The 17,316-nt window shown below is 50.5% G+C and carries 15 protein-coding genes and 1 pseudogene; 8 read left to right on the forward strand and 8 right to left on the reverse strand.

Annotation, left to right across the window (positions count from 1 at the left end):
- Window positions 1-55: 55 nt before the first annotated feature.
- Together MXE41_RS00895 and MXE41_RS00900 are read right to left on the reverse strand one after the other, a co-directional pair.
- Window positions 56-985, reverse strand: coding sequence for a flagellin (locus MXE41_RS00895; RefSeq protein WP_247099043.1), 930 nt, complete (start codon window positions 983-985; stop codon window positions 56-58).
- A gap of 372 nt (window positions 986-1,357) precedes the next feature.
- Window positions 1,358-2,278 carry a flagellin gene (locus MXE41_RS00900; RefSeq protein ID WP_247099044.1) on the reverse strand — a complete coding sequence of 307 codons (921 nt, stop codon included), beginning with the start codon at window positions 2,276-2,278 and terminating at the stop codon, window positions 1,358-1,360.
- 599 nt (window positions 2,279-2,877) lie between these two features.
- Here MXE41_RS00900 and MXE41_RS00905 point away from each other — a divergent pair.
- A complete protein-coding gene (locus MXE41_RS00905; protein ID WP_247099045.1) occupies window positions 2,878-3,357 on the forward strand; it encodes a DUF2750 domain-containing protein in 480 nt (159 codons plus the stop codon).
- A 169-nt stretch (window positions 3,358-3,526) separates the two neighbouring features.
- Here MXE41_RS00905 and MXE41_RS00910 read toward each other — a convergent pair whose 3' ends face one another.
- From MXE41_RS00910 to MXE41_RS00935, 6 genes and pseudogenes are all read right to left on the reverse strand, one after another.
- Window positions 3,527-4,738 (reverse strand): hypothetical protein, encoded by a 1,212-nt coding sequence (locus MXE41_RS00910; RefSeq protein ID WP_247099046.1) that lies wholly within the window; start codon window positions 4,736-4,738, stop codon window positions 3,527-3,529.
- A 261-nt stretch (window positions 4,739-4,999) separates the two neighbouring features.
- Window positions 5,000-5,251, reverse strand: a complete 252-nt coding sequence (locus tag MXE41_RS00915; protein ID WP_247099047.1) for an STAS domain-containing protein — start codon at window positions 5,249-5,251, stop codon at window positions 5,000-5,002.
- Between the two features lie 274 nt (window positions 5,252-5,525).
- Entirely contained in the window at window positions 5,526-6,167 is a 642-nt protein-coding gene (locus tag MXE41_RS00920) for an ABC transporter substrate-binding protein (RefSeq protein ID WP_246976982.1), read from the reverse strand.
- 471 nt (window positions 6,168-6,638) lie between these two features.
- Window positions 6,639-7,127 (reverse strand): annotated as a pseudogene (mlaD, locus tag MXE41_RS00925) (outer membrane lipid asymmetry maintenance protein MlaD); the annotation flags it as partial.
- A gap of 64 nt (window positions 7,128-7,191) precedes the next feature.
- Complete coding sequence (gene mlaE, locus MXE41_RS00930) at window positions 7,192-7,965, reverse strand: lipid asymmetry maintenance ABC transporter permease subunit MlaE (protein ID WP_246976984.1); 774 nt, start codon at window positions 7,963-7,965, stop codon at window positions 7,192-7,194.
- Entirely contained in the window at window positions 7,965-8,792 is an 828-nt protein-coding gene (locus MXE41_RS00935; protein ID WP_246976986.1) for an ATP-binding cassette domain-containing protein, read from the reverse strand. Before MXE41_RS00935 ends, mlaE begins: the two co-directional genes overlap by 1 nt.
- Before the next feature lie 1,205 nt (window positions 8,793-9,997).
- On the opposite strand from MXE41_RS00935, the gene MXE41_RS00940 reads away from it, so the two are divergent.
- The 7 genes from MXE41_RS00940 to raiA all read left to right on the forward strand — a co-directional run bounded on the left by MXE41_RS00940 (window position 9,998) and on the right by raiA (window position 17,132).
- Entirely contained in the window at window positions 9,998-10,966 is a 969-nt protein-coding gene (locus MXE41_RS00940) for a KpsF/GutQ family sugar-phosphate isomerase (protein WP_246976988.1), read from the forward strand.
- Between the two features lie 248 nt (window positions 10,967-11,214).
- A complete protein-coding gene (locus MXE41_RS00945) occupies window positions 11,215-11,850 on the forward strand; it encodes an HAD hydrolase family protein (RefSeq protein WP_246976989.1) in 636 nt (211 codons plus the stop codon).
- A gap of 602 nt (window positions 11,851-12,452) precedes the next feature.
- Window positions 12,453-13,019: an LPS export ABC transporter periplasmic protein LptC gene (lptC, locus tag MXE41_RS00950; protein ID WP_246976992.1), complete on the forward strand. Its 567-nt coding sequence runs from the start codon at window positions 12,453-12,455 to the stop codon at window positions 13,017-13,019.
- On the forward strand, window positions 13,000-13,524 hold the full coding sequence (lptA, locus tag MXE41_RS00955) for a lipopolysaccharide transport periplasmic protein LptA (RefSeq protein ID WP_246976994.1): 525 nt from the start codon (window positions 13,000-13,002) through the stop codon (window positions 13,522-13,524). The genes lptC and lptA overlap by 20 nt, the downstream gene beginning before the upstream one ends.
- Window positions 13,525-13,594: 70 nt before the next feature.
- Window positions 13,595-14,320, forward strand: coding sequence for an LPS export ABC transporter ATP-binding protein (lptB, locus tag MXE41_RS00960; protein ID WP_246976996.1), 726 nt, complete (start codon window positions 13,595-13,597; stop codon window positions 14,318-14,320).
- Between the two features lie 19 nt (window positions 14,321-14,339).
- Window positions 14,340-16,088, forward strand: a complete 1,749-nt coding sequence (rpoN, locus tag MXE41_RS00965; protein ID WP_348647405.1) for an RNA polymerase factor sigma-54 — start codon at window positions 14,340-14,342, stop codon at window positions 16,086-16,088.
- Window positions 16,089-16,850: 762 nt separating this feature from the next.
- Window positions 16,851-17,132 carry a ribosome-associated translation inhibitor RaiA gene (raiA, locus tag MXE41_RS00970; RefSeq protein ID WP_246977000.1) on the forward strand — a complete coding sequence of 94 codons (282 nt, stop codon included), beginning with the start codon at window positions 16,851-16,853 and terminating at the stop codon, window positions 17,130-17,132.
- Window positions 17,133-17,316: the final 184 nt, after the last annotated feature.

Genomic DNA, 17,316 nt, shown 5'->3' on the forward strand with positions numbered 1-17,316 from the left:
AGTACATGTAGGGAGATCGACATCATCATGTCTCCCATGAATACGTGATTAATCCTTAGCCAAGAAGTGACAGACCAAGCTGTGGGCGGGTGTTAGCCTGCATCAGCATAGAGGTAGCTGCCTGCTGAATGATGGACTGCTGAGACAGGTTGGCAGACTCTTCGGCGAAGTCTGCGTCACGAATGCGGCTGCGGGCGTCAGCCTGATTGGCAGAAACGTTAGCCTGGTTGCGAATAGAGCTCTCCAAACGGTTTTGGATAGCGCCCAGACCTGCACGCTGTGCATCGACAGCGCCAATCATCTTGTCCATGATATCTATTGCTTTCTGAACTTCAGCTACGTTATCAAAAGAAATCAGACCACCGCCTGCCTTTGACCAGAATCCCTTAGCATCTTGATCAGCTTTAACACCACCCATGGAAAGAATTCTGGAGAACTTCATTGAGTTGATATTAAAGTCGATAGTATCTCCCTTGTTAGCGCCCACCTGCAGAGTTAATTTACCAATATACTCTACTGCCTGCTGGCCAGTTCCACCCTTGGTAAGTAAAGAATTAGCTCCAGCACCATCAAGAATCAGTGAACCGCCAAACTTTGTCTGCTCAGCGATACGGGTAATCTCTTTGGCCATTGCAGTGGCTTCCTTGCCGAGAGCCTGACGGTCTTCTAAGGTATTGGTGCCGTTGCTGGCCTGAACTGCCAGAGTACGGATCTTCTGAAGCATGCCGGTGATTTCGTCCATGGCGCCTTCGGCAGTCTGGGCAAAAGCGATACCGTCAGAGGCGTTGCGGTTACCCTGGTTGAGGCCATTAATCTGAGTGGTCAGACGGGAGCTGATCTGGAGGCCTGCTGCGTCATCCTTGGCACTGTTAATTCTCAGGCCGGAAGAGAGTCTTTGATAGGTTGTAGTCAGCTGATTCTGGACATTATTGAGATAGCGACGTCCGTTGAGTGAGCTCACATTGGTATTTACATATACAGCCATAATCAGATCCTTTTTTCTAATTCAAATTTCGCTTAGTGAAGTGATTACACGTGAGCTTTTGTACCCATGGAATCAACTGTCATTAAGAATCAACGGGCTTATGAACATGACACATAGATGGATAATAGCAAATATAAAAAAGTTATAAACATGCAACAATAAAGAACGCAATAGATATAACAAACTCTTTAACAAATACCGTATATTTACTGATTCTTACCATCCCAGTATCTCGCAAACTCATAGCAGATCTGTGCATACCAGATCAGAACATAAGCGCATCAGAAACAAAAAGGCCCTAAGGCAAAATGCCTGAGGGCCTTTTTATGGCTACTCCTGCGAGCAGCCTCATACATTATTCTGTATGAAAGATTAGCCTAACAGTGACAGACCGAGCTGTGGGCGGGTGTTAGCCTGCATCAGCATGGAAGAAGCAGCCTGCTGAATGATGGACTGCTGAGACAGGTTGGCAGACTCTTCGGCGAAGTCTGCGTCACGAATACGGCTGCGGGCATCAGCCTGGTTGGCAGAAACGTTTGCCTGATTTCTAATGGAGCTCTCCAAACGGTTTTGGATAGCGCCCAGTCCGGCACGCTGAGCATCTACAGCGCCAATCATCTTGTCCATAGCAGTAATGGCTTTCTGAACCTCAGTTACGCTGTCAAATGAAATCAGACCGCCGTTAGCTGCAGACCAGAATCCCTTACGATCTGCTTCAACAACGTTTCCCATAGAAAGAATATGGGAGAACTTCATGCTGTTAACGTCAAACTGGATGGTATCACCCTTGTTTGCACCTACCTGTAATACCAGAGTACCAATTTCATTGTTTTTAGCATTACCAGACTTTGACAGCATGGCAGTGGCGCCTGCACCGTCGAGGATGGACTTGCCACCAAAGGTGGTCTGCTTGGCAATACGGGTGATTTCCTGAGCCAGAGCAGTAGCTTCCTTACCGAGAGCCTGACGGTCTTCGGTGGTATTGGTGCCGTTGCTGGCCTGAACAGCCAGAGTACGGATCTTCTGAAGCATGCCGGTGATTTCGTCCATGGCACCCTCAGCAGTCTGGGCAAAAGCGATACCGTCAGAAGCGTTACGGTTACCCTGGTTGAGGCCATTAATCTGAGTGGTCAGACGGGAGCTGATCTGGAGGCCAGCTGCGTCGTCCTTGGCACTGTTAATTCTCAGGCCGGAAGAGAGTCTTTGATAGGTAGTAGTCAGCTGATTCTGGACATTATTGAGATAGCGACGTCCGTTGAGTGAGCTCACATTGGTATTTACATATACAGCCATGATCAGGTCCTTTTTTCTACTTCAAATTTCGCATAGTTAAAGTGATTGCACGTGAGCTTTTGTACCCATGGAATCAACTGTCATTAAGGACCAACGGGCGAATACATTGATTGTCAATGGAGCGTAATCGAAATATAAACATATTAAAAACATGCAAAATCATAATCAGACTAGATGCGACAAATTTTGCTTAAAACAGTTCCATATTTACTTGTATTAATATATGGAAGGCACAGTTGAAATATTTGAAAAGCCTTATTTCATCAGCTTTCCATTCTGACAGAAAAGAAACGTAAGCTTACCTGCGATGTGTCCAGGAGGCGTACATAAAATCATGCATATTTGAATATTTCACTACAACAGCCGGCTCCAACATACCGCTGATTTCGCTTTACAAAACGGACACCACAACGGCAGCGAATTTATGGTCTTTCTGTAAAGAATCAGGGGAACTTTCACCGCACAGTCATAATTTTTTCGCCGCTTAAGTATAATGGGCACTGTTTTTCCGTCCGTGAGTTCACGGACCTGCCAGGCTCCAGCCCTGCACTTTATGTCAGAGGCTGACATGTGTTACTTCTTCTTTCAGAGGTTTAGAGATGTTAGAACTGACCGAGCAAATGTATAACGCTGTCTTAACTCTTGATGATGACTACCGCCAGTTTTTCTGTCTGAAGCACTGCCAGGAGCAGGCTACTCTCTACCTGTTAAAGGAAAAGGGCGATGAGGGCATGCCGCTGATGTTTGAAGATCAGCCAGATGAAGGCGATGACAGCAATTCCCCTCACATTTTCCTGCCTGTCTGGTGCCACCCACGTTTTGTTGAGTACTATCTGGAAAACGCACCAGATGACTACCAGGGCAAGTACGAGATGGTAGAGCTTCCTCTGGCCCTGTTTAAAAAGGACTGGGCTCCATCTTTAAAGCAGAACAATATTGCTCTGGCTCTGCTGCCACTCCAGCAGGACAAGAACTTCAACTTCTGCGCTGCTGACATCTTTGAAAATGAAAACGCAGCAGACGCCGCTGCCAAAGCCGCAGCCGAGCTCGACAAGCTCACTGAAGAAGACACCAAATAAGTTCAGCACTGCGCTGTTATGAGCATACAAAAAGGGATGACCGTCAGGTCATCCCTTTTTCTTTTGCGTCTGAACTCAGCACCACACGATGCATTGCGACGCGGTCAGCCATGGTCAGGGCAATGGTCAGGGCCATGTGCCAGGGCATGGCTATGGACTTGGGCATGCGCTACATTTTGTCGGTGTAAGTAAGCTTGCGTGACTCACGCCAGTACAGCTGCCAGGAGTTAACCACATTCTGCCAGAGGATATAGCAGCCCGGAGCAATGGATGCAGCAGGGGTCAGATAGGCCAGGGTGATCCATATGCCTATCACCATGTTCTTCTGGCCCAGAGCCTGACCTGCGGTAATGCGCTGGCCCTCAAGATGGCCTGTGAGTTTGCCAAAAGCAAACTGTATGGCTGTGAATACCAGTCCCACCAGGGCAAGGTTGGTCAGAGTTTCAGAGCTCTGACCTGAGTTCATCATATTTGAGATGGCAGTTGCTGAAATGGTACTGAGGGTAAAGGCCCACAGATAGAAGTTAAACTCACGAAGACGGGTACAGATAAAGGTATTGAGCGGCTTTACCAGATAGCGTATTCCCTGAGCCAGAATCAGAGGCAGAACAATCAGAGGGAAAACACGGTTCATGATGATCATGAACTCCTGGAAAAAGCCATTCTGGGCATTGGCGGAGATAAGAGGAAAGATCAGAGGTATACCAACAGCTGCACCCAGATTGCTAAGCAGGGTATAGGTGGTCAGTGATGACTCATCACCTCCGAGCTTGCCTGTGATAACTGCGGCAGCAGCTGCTGTAGGAGTGATAACACAGACAATAATACCCTCAAGCTCCAGACGATACTTTGCCTCACCCTCTGGCCAGTAAACCATCAACAGAGCAGTCAGGAAAGGCACACCTATCTGAAAAGTAATCAGGACAAGATGCCAGCGGCGTGGCTTCATACGACGCAGCTCCACCTTGGAAAAGGCCAGAAACAGCAGGGTAAAAATCAGATATGGCACCAGTCCGTCAAAGAAGTGTTTGATCGGGTATTTGATGGGCTGTAAAAAGCTCACATAGTGGAAGATGAAGTAGGTGCTCAGGCCAAGGCTGATGGAGATAAAGAGGATATTGAGCTTGATAAGGCGCATGATGCGCTGTCCGGCAGTCATGGTGGCAGGAGCAGCTGCCGCTGCAGCCGGTGCGGCGGATTGTGCCTGGGCTGGTGTGGTGGCGGTGGAGGCGGCCGGAGCTGGTTCTGCAGCGGCTGCGCTTACGGAGGCTGCGGCTGCGGCGGAGCCGGTGCGCTGCGATGATGCAGCATCCTGTGCCAGTGGTGCAGTCCTGTCAGGACTTGCAGACTCATGGTCCTGCAGCTTTTCTTCCCTGCTCATGTTTTTCTCCCGCCAATGCGCATTGTTTTGAGTTAAGGCCATGGTCCCTGATTCTTATCAATATCAGGCACCTGATAATCTGTGCTACATAATAGACCTGAAAGCCCGGAATTTTATGACAAAAAAAATCCTGGCCCGTGCCAGGATTGTGATTTCCATGCGCCATTGTGTGGCGCTCTGCCCTGAGTACATCAGGACCTGCCTGCATTGCACGGACAGCTTTACCGGGCAATGCAGTACAGCTGTCAGAACGACTTAATATCAGCGCTCAGCAATAACAAATAAAGGGCTGAGCTTGAAAGTCTTAATCAGTGACTTCACATTTTCTGAGGCATTGTAGACAGTAAGCCTGTTGCCATTGCTCTTGGCCCACTGAACCAGAAAGGCGATTCCTGAAGAATCAATCTCCTGATTATCCCTGAGATCAATTTCACTGCTCTTGAAAATCTCAGAGCGCTGCTCCCACAGCTGAGCCACTTCAACGTGGGTCATTTTCTTTACATCAATAGCCATATTCAACATTACGCAAAGATAACGAAATAATATGCATTCCCCGCACTTGCCTGCTTCTCCTGCACTCTGTGAGGTTAACGTGAACAGTTTGCTGTTAATTGCTCCATGGCAGGCGGCTGAGGTAATGCCCCTGTTCCGGGACGTATCGGCAGTTGAGCCTGACAGCACCTGAACAGGGCTCAGCCCTGAACCGGCATACTCCTGTCGCTTACAGGCGCTGCCGGAACAGGGCTGAGATAGGGGTCTTTTTCAGGCACAGGACCATCAGACAGGCTTACTTGATAGCTTCGGTGCTGCCGGTCTGGTTGTGCTTGTTGATAAGGTCGGTAACGGCCTTGATGCCACGCTCACGGATAAGAGGGGAAAGCTCGTTTTCCTTGGCGGTCAGCATGGAGATACCCTCAGATACGAGGTCAAAGGCACGCCACTCACCGGTCTTGGTGTTCTTGCGCAGCTTGAATACCAGCTCCAGATCCTTCTTGCCTGCCTCACGAATGAGGAACTTGGCATTAACCTGGGTAGCAGAATCAGAAACCTTCTTGTACTCAGGAGCTACGAGATCCTGATTGTTGTACATTGCCAGAGCCTCGGCAAAAGAAGCAACGATGTACTCGGCAAAAGCGTCAACAAAGGCATCACGCTCAGCAGCAGAGGCCTTCTTGAGATTGGTGCCCATTACCTTGAAACCGGCATAACGGGTATCAACATAAGGGAGCAGATCGTTACGTACCAGATCCTTGCGGAACTTGACGTCAGAAATCTTGTCCTTGTTGGCCTTGAGCTTCTGGAAAGCGTTATCAGCGACGGCAGTTACCATCTTGTATGGATCCTTAAGATCCACATCGGCAGCCTGAACGGAGCTGACTGCAAATACAGATGCCATCATCAGGACGGCAGCGGCTAAAAACTTTTTCATTGGCGGGTCCTCGCATAGCTGTCAGGCTTGCTGACAGTATCAGGTTATCAGAGAAAACTTAGCTGGAAATTGTCCCGGACAGGATGCGCTGTATGGCTCATTTAAGGGATTGACTGAGCATTTGCGCCTGGTAATTGTCCGGTGACTGACTTTAAAAACGGCTGTACGCAGCCACGCAGCACGGCTGTCAAAGGTGGCAGTTGCTGCAGGCAGTCGCTGGTGGCAGTTGCTGCAGGCAGTCGCTGGTGGCAGTTGCTGCAGGCAGCGGCCGCCTTACGGCTGCTGCTGCAGGCAGTCGATGGTGGCAGCGGCCGCTTTACGGCTGCGGCTGCCATGTGGCTGCTGCAGCTGCGGCTGACGGGATTAGGCGTCTGCGTCAACGCTGTCGGCAGCGTCCACAGCAGCCTGAGTCTGGGCAGCTTCCTCAGCGGCGCCCTCAGCATCGTCATCACCTGAGGCACCGGCCTTATCCTCAGCGTCGGCAGCATCAGCTACGCTGCTGTTGTACAGGAACTTGGAAATCAGATCCTCAAGCACTACGGCAGAGCCGGTATCGGTAATGAAGTCACCGTCCTTGAGGTAGGTGGAGCCCAGCTCCTCATCATAGAATCCCGGAGCAATGGCAATGTACTGCTCGCCGATAATACCGGAGGTCAGAATGGAAGCCTTGGACTCGGAGGACAGGTTGTCATAGCGCTTCTGAATGGACATGGTCACAACAGGAACCAGGTCTTCCTTATCAAGGGAAATACCGTCAACACGGCCAATAACTACACCGCCAATACGTACCGGTGCACGTAACTTCAAAGAGCCGATATTGTCGAACTTTGCCTGAACGGTATAAGTGTCTGAAGAACTGTCCAGCACCAGACCGGCAACACGTAAGGACATGACTACGGCAGCACAGATGCCCAGCACCATGAAAAGGCCAACGCCAAACTCAATCTTGCTAAATTTCATCTAAAAATACCTCAGGTTGCCCGGTTACCCCCGGGAAACATGAATTACAGAAAACTTTTGGCCCTTAGAACATCAGGGCGGTAAGAACGAAGTCCAGTCCCAGCACAGCCAGGGAAGACTGAACTACAGTTGCCGTAGTGGCGCTGGAAATACCCTCGGAAGTAGGGCGGGAGTCATAGCCGTTAAACAGTGCAATCCATACACAGGCTATGGAGAAAATTACTGACTTGATCATCATGCAGCCCAGATCATCAAAGAGATCTACGGATGCCTGCATACCTGACCAGTAAGTACCGTCATCAAGACCCAGCCAGTCAACACCGACCAGCTTGCCGCCATAAATGCCTACCAGACAGAAAAGAATAGACAGCAGCGGCATGGAAATAACACCGGCCCAGAAACGGGTGGAAATAATACGTCGCAGCGGGTCAACAGCCATCATCTCCATGGAGGACAGCTGCTCGGATGCCTTGAGCTGACCAATTTCAGCGGTCAGCGCAGATCCGGCACGACCTGCAAAGAGCAGGGCTGTTACCACAGGACCAAGCTCACGGATAATGGCCAGAGCTACCAGAGGGCCCAGCGAACTGGTGGCCATGAAGTCCTTCAGGATGTTAAAGCCCTGCAGACCCAGCACCATGCCGATAAAAAGACCTGATACCAGGATAATGACAATGGACTGCACGCCTACAAAATAGATCTGCTTGATAAGCAGGGGAAAGTGCTTGGCAAAATCAGGCTTACCTACCAGAGCGTGGTACATCATGATTGTGGAGCGACCAAGAGAGGTGACCTTGGAAATCGCATACCGGCCAAGCTGACCTACAAAAGTGAACATTACAGATCCTCTAAATAATCCTTTTCAGCCTTGAGATTAAAGGCATAAGGGCCATCGTAATCACCGTTAATGAACTGAACCACCTTTGGATCAGAGCTGTTGCGCACCTCATCAGGGGTACCTGAGCCGATAACACGACCGTCAGCCACAATCACTACATTATGGGCTATGGAAAGCACCTCCTGGACATCGTGAGTAACGATGATGGAGGTCAGTCCCAGAGAAGCGTTGAGTTCAGCTATAAGCTTGACCAGAACGGCCATGGTGATCGGATCCTGACCTACAAAAGGCTCATCGTACATGATGAGATCAGGGTCAAGAGCAATGGAACGGGCCAGAGCAGCACGGCGGGCCATACCACCTGAAAGCTCATTTGGTGAGAAATAAGCAGCACCACGCAGACCTACAGCCTCAAGCTTCATCATCACCAGATCGTGAATGAGAACCTCTGGAAGCCTGGTATGCTCGCGCAGCGGGAAGGCAACATTTTCAAAAACATTGAGATCGGTAAAGAGTGCACCGCTCTGAAAAAGCATACTCATGCGCTTGCGCAGCTCATAAAGCTCACTGCGCACCAGCTTGTGAACGTCAATTCCGTCAAAGTGAATAGTACCGCTGTCAGGGCGCAGCTGGCCGCCGATAAGACGCAGCAAAGTAGTCTTACCGGTACCTGAAGGTCCCAGAATAGCGGTGATTTTTCCCCGGGGAACGGTAAGAGACATGCCCCTGTAGATCTTGCGTCCACCATAGGAAAAGTGCACGTCCTGGACATCTATCAGAACGTCCCCGGCACTTTCCTTACGTGCATCACCTTTGATATCCAGCATAATGCTTTCCACGCAACTGTCCTGCATACTCACAAACAGATCTGCACCATGAGGCAGACTCATGAGCCCTGGCAGGAAGACTTATATCAATCAGTCTCCTCTTTTCAAAGAGACCATACAAACCGGGAATACTCCCGGAAAAATCTGATAATCAAAACGCGGCAGCCATGCCCAGAAGAGCTGCCTGCAAGCACACTGACAGCGCTTCACAGTACCATTGCTGTCAGCAGTGCGCCTTATATTGCATGCCATATTCAGTGCGCACTGTTGCGAGCACAGCTGCGCAACGCATGTCGCACGAGGGGGCATCAGTTTGAAATATAAAAAATCCTTTACAAAACCGAAAATACAGCCTTAGCCAAAAATCATGACAGAACAAGATGGTCTGAAATGCATGCACCTCTGTGCACTCAGCTCTTACAGACAGTCTGATGCTCTGCATCAGGCACAGCGCACAGTCTGCAATTGTGTCTTAAGGCCCGTCCTCATTTGCTGCCATGTATTCTGCATTGTTCTCAGTCATAATCTCAGCGTGCAGTCTGTACGTCGTTGCTTTGCTGATATTGGCTGAGTCAGAAATGTATGAGCAAAAGTTTTGTGTATGTGGTCCCGGGCCGTGCCGTACTTGACTGTGGCCGCTGTCAGGTCTGCAGCAAGTATACAGCCCTGATTCTGGGGTAAGAATAAGACTCACGTCTATATTAAGCTCATCGAGAACAGACCTGAGCATATGGGCCATAGTATTGATGGCATGATTGCTTGTGGCTTATGGCTTATGGCTTATGGCTCATGGCTTACAGCCTTGCGGCTTTATGAGCCTTTGAGGACCTTTGGCCTTTCAGCCTGATTTATGGTCCTCTTGATGTTTGGTCTGACGGGCTGGTGGGCTGGTGGCCTTATGCGCATAATGAGCAGTATTACGCAATCTGTTGATGTAAGCCCGGTTCGTGGGCTGCGATTATAGCGCACAAAATGCGGCTGGAACCTGGGATAAAGCTGCTGTTGACATCAGCAGAGCAGCCTTGTTATTTGATGTCTGTTTGCGGCTATATTACTCATTTAAGGCCACAGTTAATTCTGTGAATATTATAATGGGGCGCTTCCGGACGGTGGCAGAGACTTCCGGACGGACAAAGCTTAGCATTATAAACCCGGGGCGATAAAATGTATTCCCGGCATGAGCATTTTAATTTGAGGCGGAAGTCATGTTTAAAGAGACTTGTATTAAGGCTGGTCAAAGGGTGCTGAAAGAAGAGGCTGAAGCCATTCTGGAGCTGGTACCATCAATTGATGACAGCTTTGTCAAAGCCTGCGAACTGCTGATCAACTGCAAAGGCAAGGTGATTTTAACCGGTGTGGGCAAATCAGGTCATATTGCCACCAAGATAGCCTCTACCATGGCTTCAACAGGCACCCAGTCATTCTTTGTTCAGGCTGGCGAAGCCGCTCACGGCGACCTTGGCATGATTGGCGACAGCGATGTGGTTATCGCTATCTCCAACTCAGGTGAAGGTTCAGAGCTCAAGCTGATGATCCCTCTGCTGCGCCGTCGCAGCATTCCACTTATCGCCATTACCGGAAAGATGGAATCATCCCTGGCCCGTGCCGCTGATGTGGCCCTTAATGCCCACGTAAGCAAGGAAGCCTGTCCTTTAAACCTTGCTCCTACCTCAAGCTCTACAGCTGAACTTGCCATTGGTGACGCTCTGGCCATTGCCCTGCTCGAGGCCCGTGGCTTTACTGAAAGAGATTTTGCCATGTCCCACCCAGGCGGTGCACTGGGCCGCCGTCTTCTGGTTCGCTGCCGCGACATCATGCACACAGGCGATGAAATACCAGTGTGCTCAGAAAAGGTCACCATCAAGGAAGCATTGCTGGAAATGACAGCCAAGAACCTTGGTGTGGTAGCCGTGGTAGATGAGGACATGCACTTCAAGGGCGTTTATACCGACGGCGATCTGCGCCGTACCCTGGAAAAGGAAGTGTCAGTTCATGACAGCCTCAGCGCCGTAATGACTCACGGCGGCGTAAGCGTTGCCCCTGACTGCCTGGCTGCCGATGCTCTGAACATCATGCAGCAGAAAAAGATTTCTGCCATGATAGTGCTCGATGAAGATGGCCGTGTAACTGGCGCCTTTAACATGCACGATCTGCTGCGCGCCGGACTGGTCTAATCCTCCGGACGCCAGCTGGCTCAGCTGCCCTGGCACTGCGCCCCCAGCTGGTCGCCTGCAATGATGCGCCAGCTCTGCGGCGCGAACGTCATGCTGCACGCCAGCTCTGCTGGCCATGCTGAGCCAGTACTGCTGGCAGCTGCCATGGTCACGCAGGTGGCGGCCGGCAGCATGCAGAGCCTGAACATGGCTTTTTGTTGCCCGTCGGCCATAAGGCCGGCCTGAAATGTAAGTAAGGAGACTGACTGATGAGTAAAGAATGCTGTAATGCTGGAGACAACTGCACTGAGCAGGCTCCGCTGGTTACCTTCTATCAGACCATTGATGCCTCCGTGGCTGCCAGACTTAAGAACATCAGACTGGTAGTATTTGATGTCGACGGAACCCTGACCGAAGGCGGCATTTTCCTTGATCGCGGTGAAAATGAGCTCAAATGCTTCAACTGTCAGGACGGTATGGGTATAGCCCTGCTCAATAAGGCAGGCATTGAGGTTGCCATCATTACCGGACGCAACTCTCCTCTTACCGAGCGTCGTGCCCGTGAGCTGCGCATTGCCCACATCATTCAGGGCTCTCATGACAAGGCCACAGCTCTGGCTCAGATCTGGGAAAAAACCGGCCTCAGCTCCCTGCAGACAGCCGTTATGGGCGACGATATCAACGATATTCCTCTGTTTGATAATGCCGCCATCAGTGCCAGCCCGTCAGATGGCTATCACTACATGCTCTGTAAAGCCGATATCAGACTGACACGCCGTGGTGGCAAGGGTGCCGCCCGCGAACTGTGCGATCTCATTTTGATGGCTCAAGGCCATGTGGGCACTGACGGCCGTCCAGACCTGCTGCTGGGCAAAACAGGCGATGACAAACCCACAGCCCAGTAAACACCTGCAGCACTGCCTGCCGGTCTTGCTCCTGCATTGACATCAGATGCTCAGCGACTGCGGCCGCAGGGCAGCCGGTGCAGCTGAGGCTGCAGGGCTAAGGGCTAAGGGTTCTGCAGGTGCAGATACAATACAAAAGGGGGACGTTAGCATAACGTCCCCCTTTTGTTATTTTCGGAAGCATCAAAACACAATTCAAAAGCTCTTAAAGGAGCAAAATTGAAGTCGTATGACGAGTTGGGTGGGGGTTTGAGCCTGAAAAGAGCATAAAGAAAAGGTGATGAGGATCAAGTATCAGCAAGTTCAAAAAATCGCATTAAAGCTGATATTTATCGTGTTTAGATGAATTTCAGGCATGGTTGGGGCAATTTTATTTCCCAAATTAAGGCAAATTCTGGGCCAAAAATTTGTCAAATTTAGCTAGAATAGTGACCTGTTGGAGAAATATGAACCATCCTGTCATATCACGAGGATGAGACTGAAAATCACGGTCGGTTATCATAAGGAGCCCCTTTTTATGCGGGCCATGTCCCATTTGCCGTGCAGCTCACCTTACAGCTCCTGTTTTTCTGTTCTTTACCTGTACTCCAGGAGCAGCATTAATGAGCGTTACTCTCAGATCTATTATCATTGCCGCCCTGCTGTCCATTGTAGCCGGACTCATGTACCGCTACTCAGCCCTGACAGGACAGCTGAGCAATGCCGAAATTCAGGTACGCTACCCTACCTTCGAAGCCCGTGACTTCACTGCCGAGGTATACACGGACAAGGGTACTATTACCCACAGCATATTTGCCCACAGTGTAAGTTTTTACAAAAACCGTGATCTGGTAAGGACCACCGGTCTTATAGGCTTTTTCTACAATAACGAGAAGAACAATGTCTCCCAGGGCTGGCAGCTCAGGGCCGACCAGGGAGAGGTTATATTTAACAAAAAGGCCTCACTCCACGGCAATATCCGTATGACGCCCAACTTTCCTACGGCTGCCATCAAGGAAATCACTACCCCCTATGTCTACTTTGACATGGAGAAGAATGTAATCAGTTCGACATCGAAAATTACCATCAAAGGTCAGAACTTCGTTAATGAAGGATCGGACTACTCAGTGGATCTCAACCGCAAGACTTTTGTGATCAAGGACAGACCTCATGCAGTTTATTACCCATAGCAGCAGGGTTATTTTGGCTGCCGCCGTGTTAAGTCTGAGCCCGGCCTGGGCTCTTAAAAGCGATCATACTCAGCCTATCAACGTTCAGTCAGTAGAGCAGAGTGCTGATCTTCAGGCCAATAAACTGCTGTTTTCCGGAGACGTGGAAGCCACCCAGGGCTCAATCAAACTCAAGGCAGACAAGGTAGAGGTAACACGCAGTCCCAAGGGGGCGCTCAAGTCCATTGTGGCTTACGGCAACCCGGTCACCTTTGAACAGAAACAGGATGACGGACGCGTTATAAAAGCCCGCGCCAGTACGCTGAGCTACATTCCTGAGGAAACACGCATTGTTCTGGCTGGCCGTGCCTCTATCTGGCAGGGTGAGTCGCGCATGACAGGCGAGCGTATCGAATATAATATCAGCACTCAGAAAATGAGAGCATCAAACAACAACAGTCAGGGCGGACGCGTCTCAAGTACCTTCGTACCTGCTGATTTTTCCAGAGATAAGAACAAACAGTAAGGACCCTTCCTGAAAGCCCGCTCCGCCTAAGGTCAGCGGGCCTCATAACCTGTTACAAGAAAGGTCGTTTATGAGTCTCCTTCAAGCCAATCACCTCAAAAAAACCTACAAGGACCGTGTGGTGGTCAATGATGTAAGTCTGAGCATCGAAAGTGGCAGTGTTGTCGGTCTTCTTGGACCAAATGGCGCCGGTAAAACCACTTCTTTCTACATCATTGTGGGCATTATCTCTACAGAAAACGGCAATGTGACCATCGATGACGTCGATATCACTCACATGCCCATGCACAAAAGAGCCCAGGCAGGTCTTGGTTACCTGCCGCAGGAAAACTCCATTTTTCGCAAACTTACCGTTGAGGAGAATCTCCTCAGTGTAATGGAGCTGCAGAAAAAGCAGAGTCGTCTTGAAATGCAAAAGCGCGTAGACGAGCTGCTTGAAGAATTCCATATCGAGCATATCCGCAAGAGCTCAGGTATGGCCCTGTCAGGCGGCGAGCGCCGCCGCGTGGAAATTGCCCGCGCCCTGGCAGCCAACCCGAAATTCGTCCTGCTGGACGAGCCTTTTGCAGGTGTTGACCCGATATCAATTTCCGACATCAAAGATATTATCAAGCACCTGAGAGACCGTGGCATTGGCGTGCTCATCACAGACCACAATGTCCGCGAGACTTTAGACGTATGTGCCAAAGCTTATATAGTGAACGCTGGAGAAATTATTGCCCAGGGTACGGCACAGGAAGTACTGAACAACAAGAAAGTTCAGGAAGTCTACTTGGGTAAGAACTTCTCTTTATAGGATCAGAACCATGGCCGGTTTGAGAAACTCGCTCCAGTTAAGAGCAATCCAGACCCATACTTTAACCATGACACCGCAGCTGCAGCAGGCTATCCGTCTTCTGCAGTTATCAACTCTTGATCTGCGTCAGGAGATTCAGCAGACCGTTGAAACCAATCCCCTTCTGGAGATTGATGAGTCCATTGCCAATGCCAACCTGGAGTCTCTTGATGCCATGGCTGAGCGTGAGCGCATGGAGAACGACAGTGAGGTCTATGACCCGTTCAACGACGATGCCTCCTTCCAGGGTGCTGATATCGACATGGCCGGCTATGACGGTAAGAGCGAAATTGCCTCGGTAAATGAGCTTATGGGCAGCGACAGCACCATGCGTGGCAGCAGCAGCATCGAGTACGCTCCTGATCACGATGGTGGCGGCGATTTTGATGACTTCTCATCTGCTGACCATAATATGGCAGCTGATCTGGCAGCTATGGGCGATTACAGCCAGGTAACTGATACCGGTGGCGGTGACCTGCCGGACAAACTGGCCATGCCTGAGATCGATCCGGGCAGCACCTCCACTCAGGAGAATCTTGATAATCTGAGCCGTGAGGACAATTACAGCGCCCGCACCCGCAGCAAGGGTGCCGTAATGGACGATGACGGTGCCTACGAGGGTGAAACTCAGATCAATCTGCACGATCACCTGACCTGGCAGCTCGACTGCTCTCCGCTTAAGGGCCGTGACCGCTATATTGCTGAAGTTATCATTGACGGTATTGATGACTCAGGCTATCTGACTGAAAGCCTTGATGATCTGCTCGCTCTTATCAATGTCACCTGGCCAGAGGCCACCATTGATGACGTCAATATCGTCCTCAAGCTCATTCAGAACTACGACCCTCTGGGTGTAGGCGCCCGCTCCGTACAGGAGTGTCTGCTCATTCAGCTCAAGGATCTGATGACCCGTGATCATAGCGAAGAGGTACGCATGGCCAATGAAGTGGTCTCCAAGTACCTTGATCTTCTGTCCAACCACGATTACCGCTCCCTGTGCTCCAAGCTGGGCGTCAAGGAAGATGTCTTAAAGAAGGTCAATGACGTCATTGTGTCCCTGACTCCACGCCCGGGACGCACCGCCATCAGAGAAAAGGCTGATTACATCGTGCCTGATGTGCTGGTAGTAAAGGACAAGGACGGAGATTACGACGTTATTCTCAACCCTGATGCTCTGCCACGTGTGCGCCTTAACGAGCAGTACCGCTCCCTTGCCTGCTATGCCCGCAATGAGCGCGAAAAGGAGTTCTTCAAGTCCAATCTGCAGGAGGCCAACTGGTTCATCCAGAGTATGGCCAAGCGTAATGACACTCTGCTCAAGGTAGCCCGCTGTATTGTTGACCATCAGAAGGCTTTCCTTGATTATGGTGAACACCGTATGGAGCCGCTGGTGCTCAATGATATTGCCCAGGAAATCTCCATGCACGAGTCCACCATTTCCCGTGTGACTACAGAGAAATATCTGTACACCATGCGTGGTACTTTCGAGCTCAAGTACTTCTTCTCCAGCCACGTAAGCACTGAAAGCGGCGGTACCGCCTCCTCAACTGCTATCCGTGCCGAGATCAAGTCCCTTGTCAGCAGTGAAAATCCGCGCCGTCCATACTCGGACAACCAGATTGCAAGCCTGCTCAAGGAAAAAGGATTCTGCGTAGCCCGCCGTACCATTGCCAAATACCGTGAGGCCCTGGGTATTGGCTCATCCTCACAGCGCAAGCGTCTGGTATAAATCCCGACCTGCCACCCTAAAACAAAGAGCGCCTTTATGGCGCTCTTTGTTTTTGGTGGCTGCCTGATCCGGCTGCCACCCCGTGTACCAGCTTTGCCCGCTGCGCTCATACTCAGGCTAAGGCTATGGGTACATGCTATGACCAATGAACCTGCTCTGCCCTATGGGCACCTGCCCCCTATGCAGACTGCTGTGCCTGGCAGGCACCTGCTCTGACCGGACTGGTGCAGACTGCTCTGTTTTGGAGAGCATCACTGTATTTGCAGGAAAACACGGGAGCGCACCTCCTGGTCTGAGCCTGTTATCACTGCTGGTATAACTGGCATATCAAAGGCACAGTTGAGGGCCAAAAGGCGCAGCTGCGGGCCTCGTCAAAAGTTTCAGGCAATTTGACCATATTGAGACATACATCAAATCTTGCGAACATATTTGTACACAAGGTGCATATTTTGGTTAATATGGACTTACAGGTTGCAATACACCCCCAGGGCACGACGAGCCCATTAGCCTGCGGTATCACCGTCGCTGACTATGATTTTTCAAACAGTTTTGCGACTACGGGAGAATACCAGGCAACCAACTGCCTTAAAGCTTCGCTTTGAGTGATAGTTTCCAGCAGTAGGAACCACTGTTACGGATAGTCCTTTTTCATACTGCACCCAACCATATCTTCTCTGGACTATTTAATGCTCAGGCATGATAACAGCGGTGGACGTCAGCCTCACTTTCGGTATCCAACAAGTTTGGATTAAGGATCAAAATATGCAGATTAACATCCAAGGTGTAGGACTCAAGGTCACAGACGCTCTTCATGAATATGTCACCGACAAATTCAACAAGCTCGAGCGCAAGGGCGATGTTATCACTTCCATCTCTGTTACCTTAACTGTAGAGAAGCTCTTACAGATTGCAAAAGCCGATCTCAGTGTAGCTGGTGGCACACTTCACGCCGAAGCAGAAGATGAGAGCATGTATGCAGCCATCGATGCCTTAATTGACAAGGTTGATCGTCAGCTTGTCAAGTATAAGGAAAAGCACGAATAAACACAGTTCCGGCTCAGAGTAATGGCTGAAGCGGCACCGTCCCGGACATTAGGAAAACGGGGCATACCGCCACCACCTGAAGCGGACAGACAGTAACCCCTGCTGAGCACCCCGGGTACCGCGTACCAAAGACCCTCTCAGGGAAAGCAACCACTGTTATTCACCAGGGCCCCGTAAGGACCAG

The sequence above is a fragment of the Anaerobiospirillum sp. NML120449 genome, assembly GCF_023051105.1.
In the GTDB taxonomy this organism is placed as follows: Bacteria; Pseudomonadota; Gammaproteobacteria; order Enterobacterales; family Succinivibrionaceae; genus Anaerobiospirillum.

Bases quoted from the DNA above. Each gene is read 5' to 3' on its own strand.
- MXE41_RS00895 (WP_247099043.1), bottom strand. From the start codon at position 985: ATGGCTGTATATGTAAATACCAATGTGAGCTCACTCAACGGACGTCGC.
- MXE41_RS00900 (WP_247099044.1), bottom strand. From the start codon at position 2,278: ATGGCTGTATATGTAAATACCAATGTGAGCTCACTCAACGGACGTCGC.
- MXE41_RS00905 (WP_247099045.1), top strand. From the start codon at position 2,878: ATGTTAGAACTGACCGAGCAAATGTATAACGCTGTCTTAACTCTTGAT.
- MXE41_RS00910 (WP_247099046.1), bottom strand. From the start codon at position 4,738: ATGAGCAGGGAAGAAAAGCTGCAGGACCATGAGTCTGCAAGTCCTGAC.
- MXE41_RS00915 (WP_247099047.1), bottom strand. From the start codon at position 5,251: ATGGCTATTGATGTAAAGAAAATGACCCACGTTGAAGTGGCTCAGCTG.
- MXE41_RS00920 (WP_246976982.1), bottom strand. From the start codon at position 6,167: ATGAAAAAGTTTTTAGCCGCTGCCGTCCTGATGATGGCATCTGTATTT.
- mlaE (WP_246976984.1), bottom strand. From the start codon at position 7,965: ATGTTCACTTTTGTAGGTCAGCTTGGCCGGTATGCGATTTCCAAGGTC.
- MXE41_RS00935 (WP_246976986.1), bottom strand. From the start codon at position 8,792: ATGCTGGATATCAAAGGTGATGCACGTAAGGAAAGTGCCGGGGACGTT.
- MXE41_RS00940 (WP_246976988.1), top strand. From the start codon at position 9,998: ATGTTTAAAGAGACTTGTATTAAGGCTGGTCAAAGGGTGCTGAAAGAA.
- MXE41_RS00945 (WP_246976989.1), top strand. From the start codon at position 11,215: ATGAGTAAAGAATGCTGTAATGCTGGAGACAACTGCACTGAGCAGGCT.
- lptC (WP_246976992.1), top strand. From the start codon at position 12,453: ATGAGCGTTACTCTCAGATCTATTATCATTGCCGCCCTGCTGTCCATT.
- lptA (WP_246976994.1), top strand. From the start codon at position 13,000: ATGCAGTTTATTACCCATAGCAGCAGGGTTATTTTGGCTGCCGCCGTG.
- lptB (WP_246976996.1), top strand. From the start codon at position 13,595: ATGAGTCTCCTTCAAGCCAATCACCTCAAAAAAACCTACAAGGACCGT.
- raiA (WP_246977000.1), top strand. From the start codon at position 16,851: ATGCAGATTAACATCCAAGGTGTAGGACTCAAGGTCACAGACGCTCTT.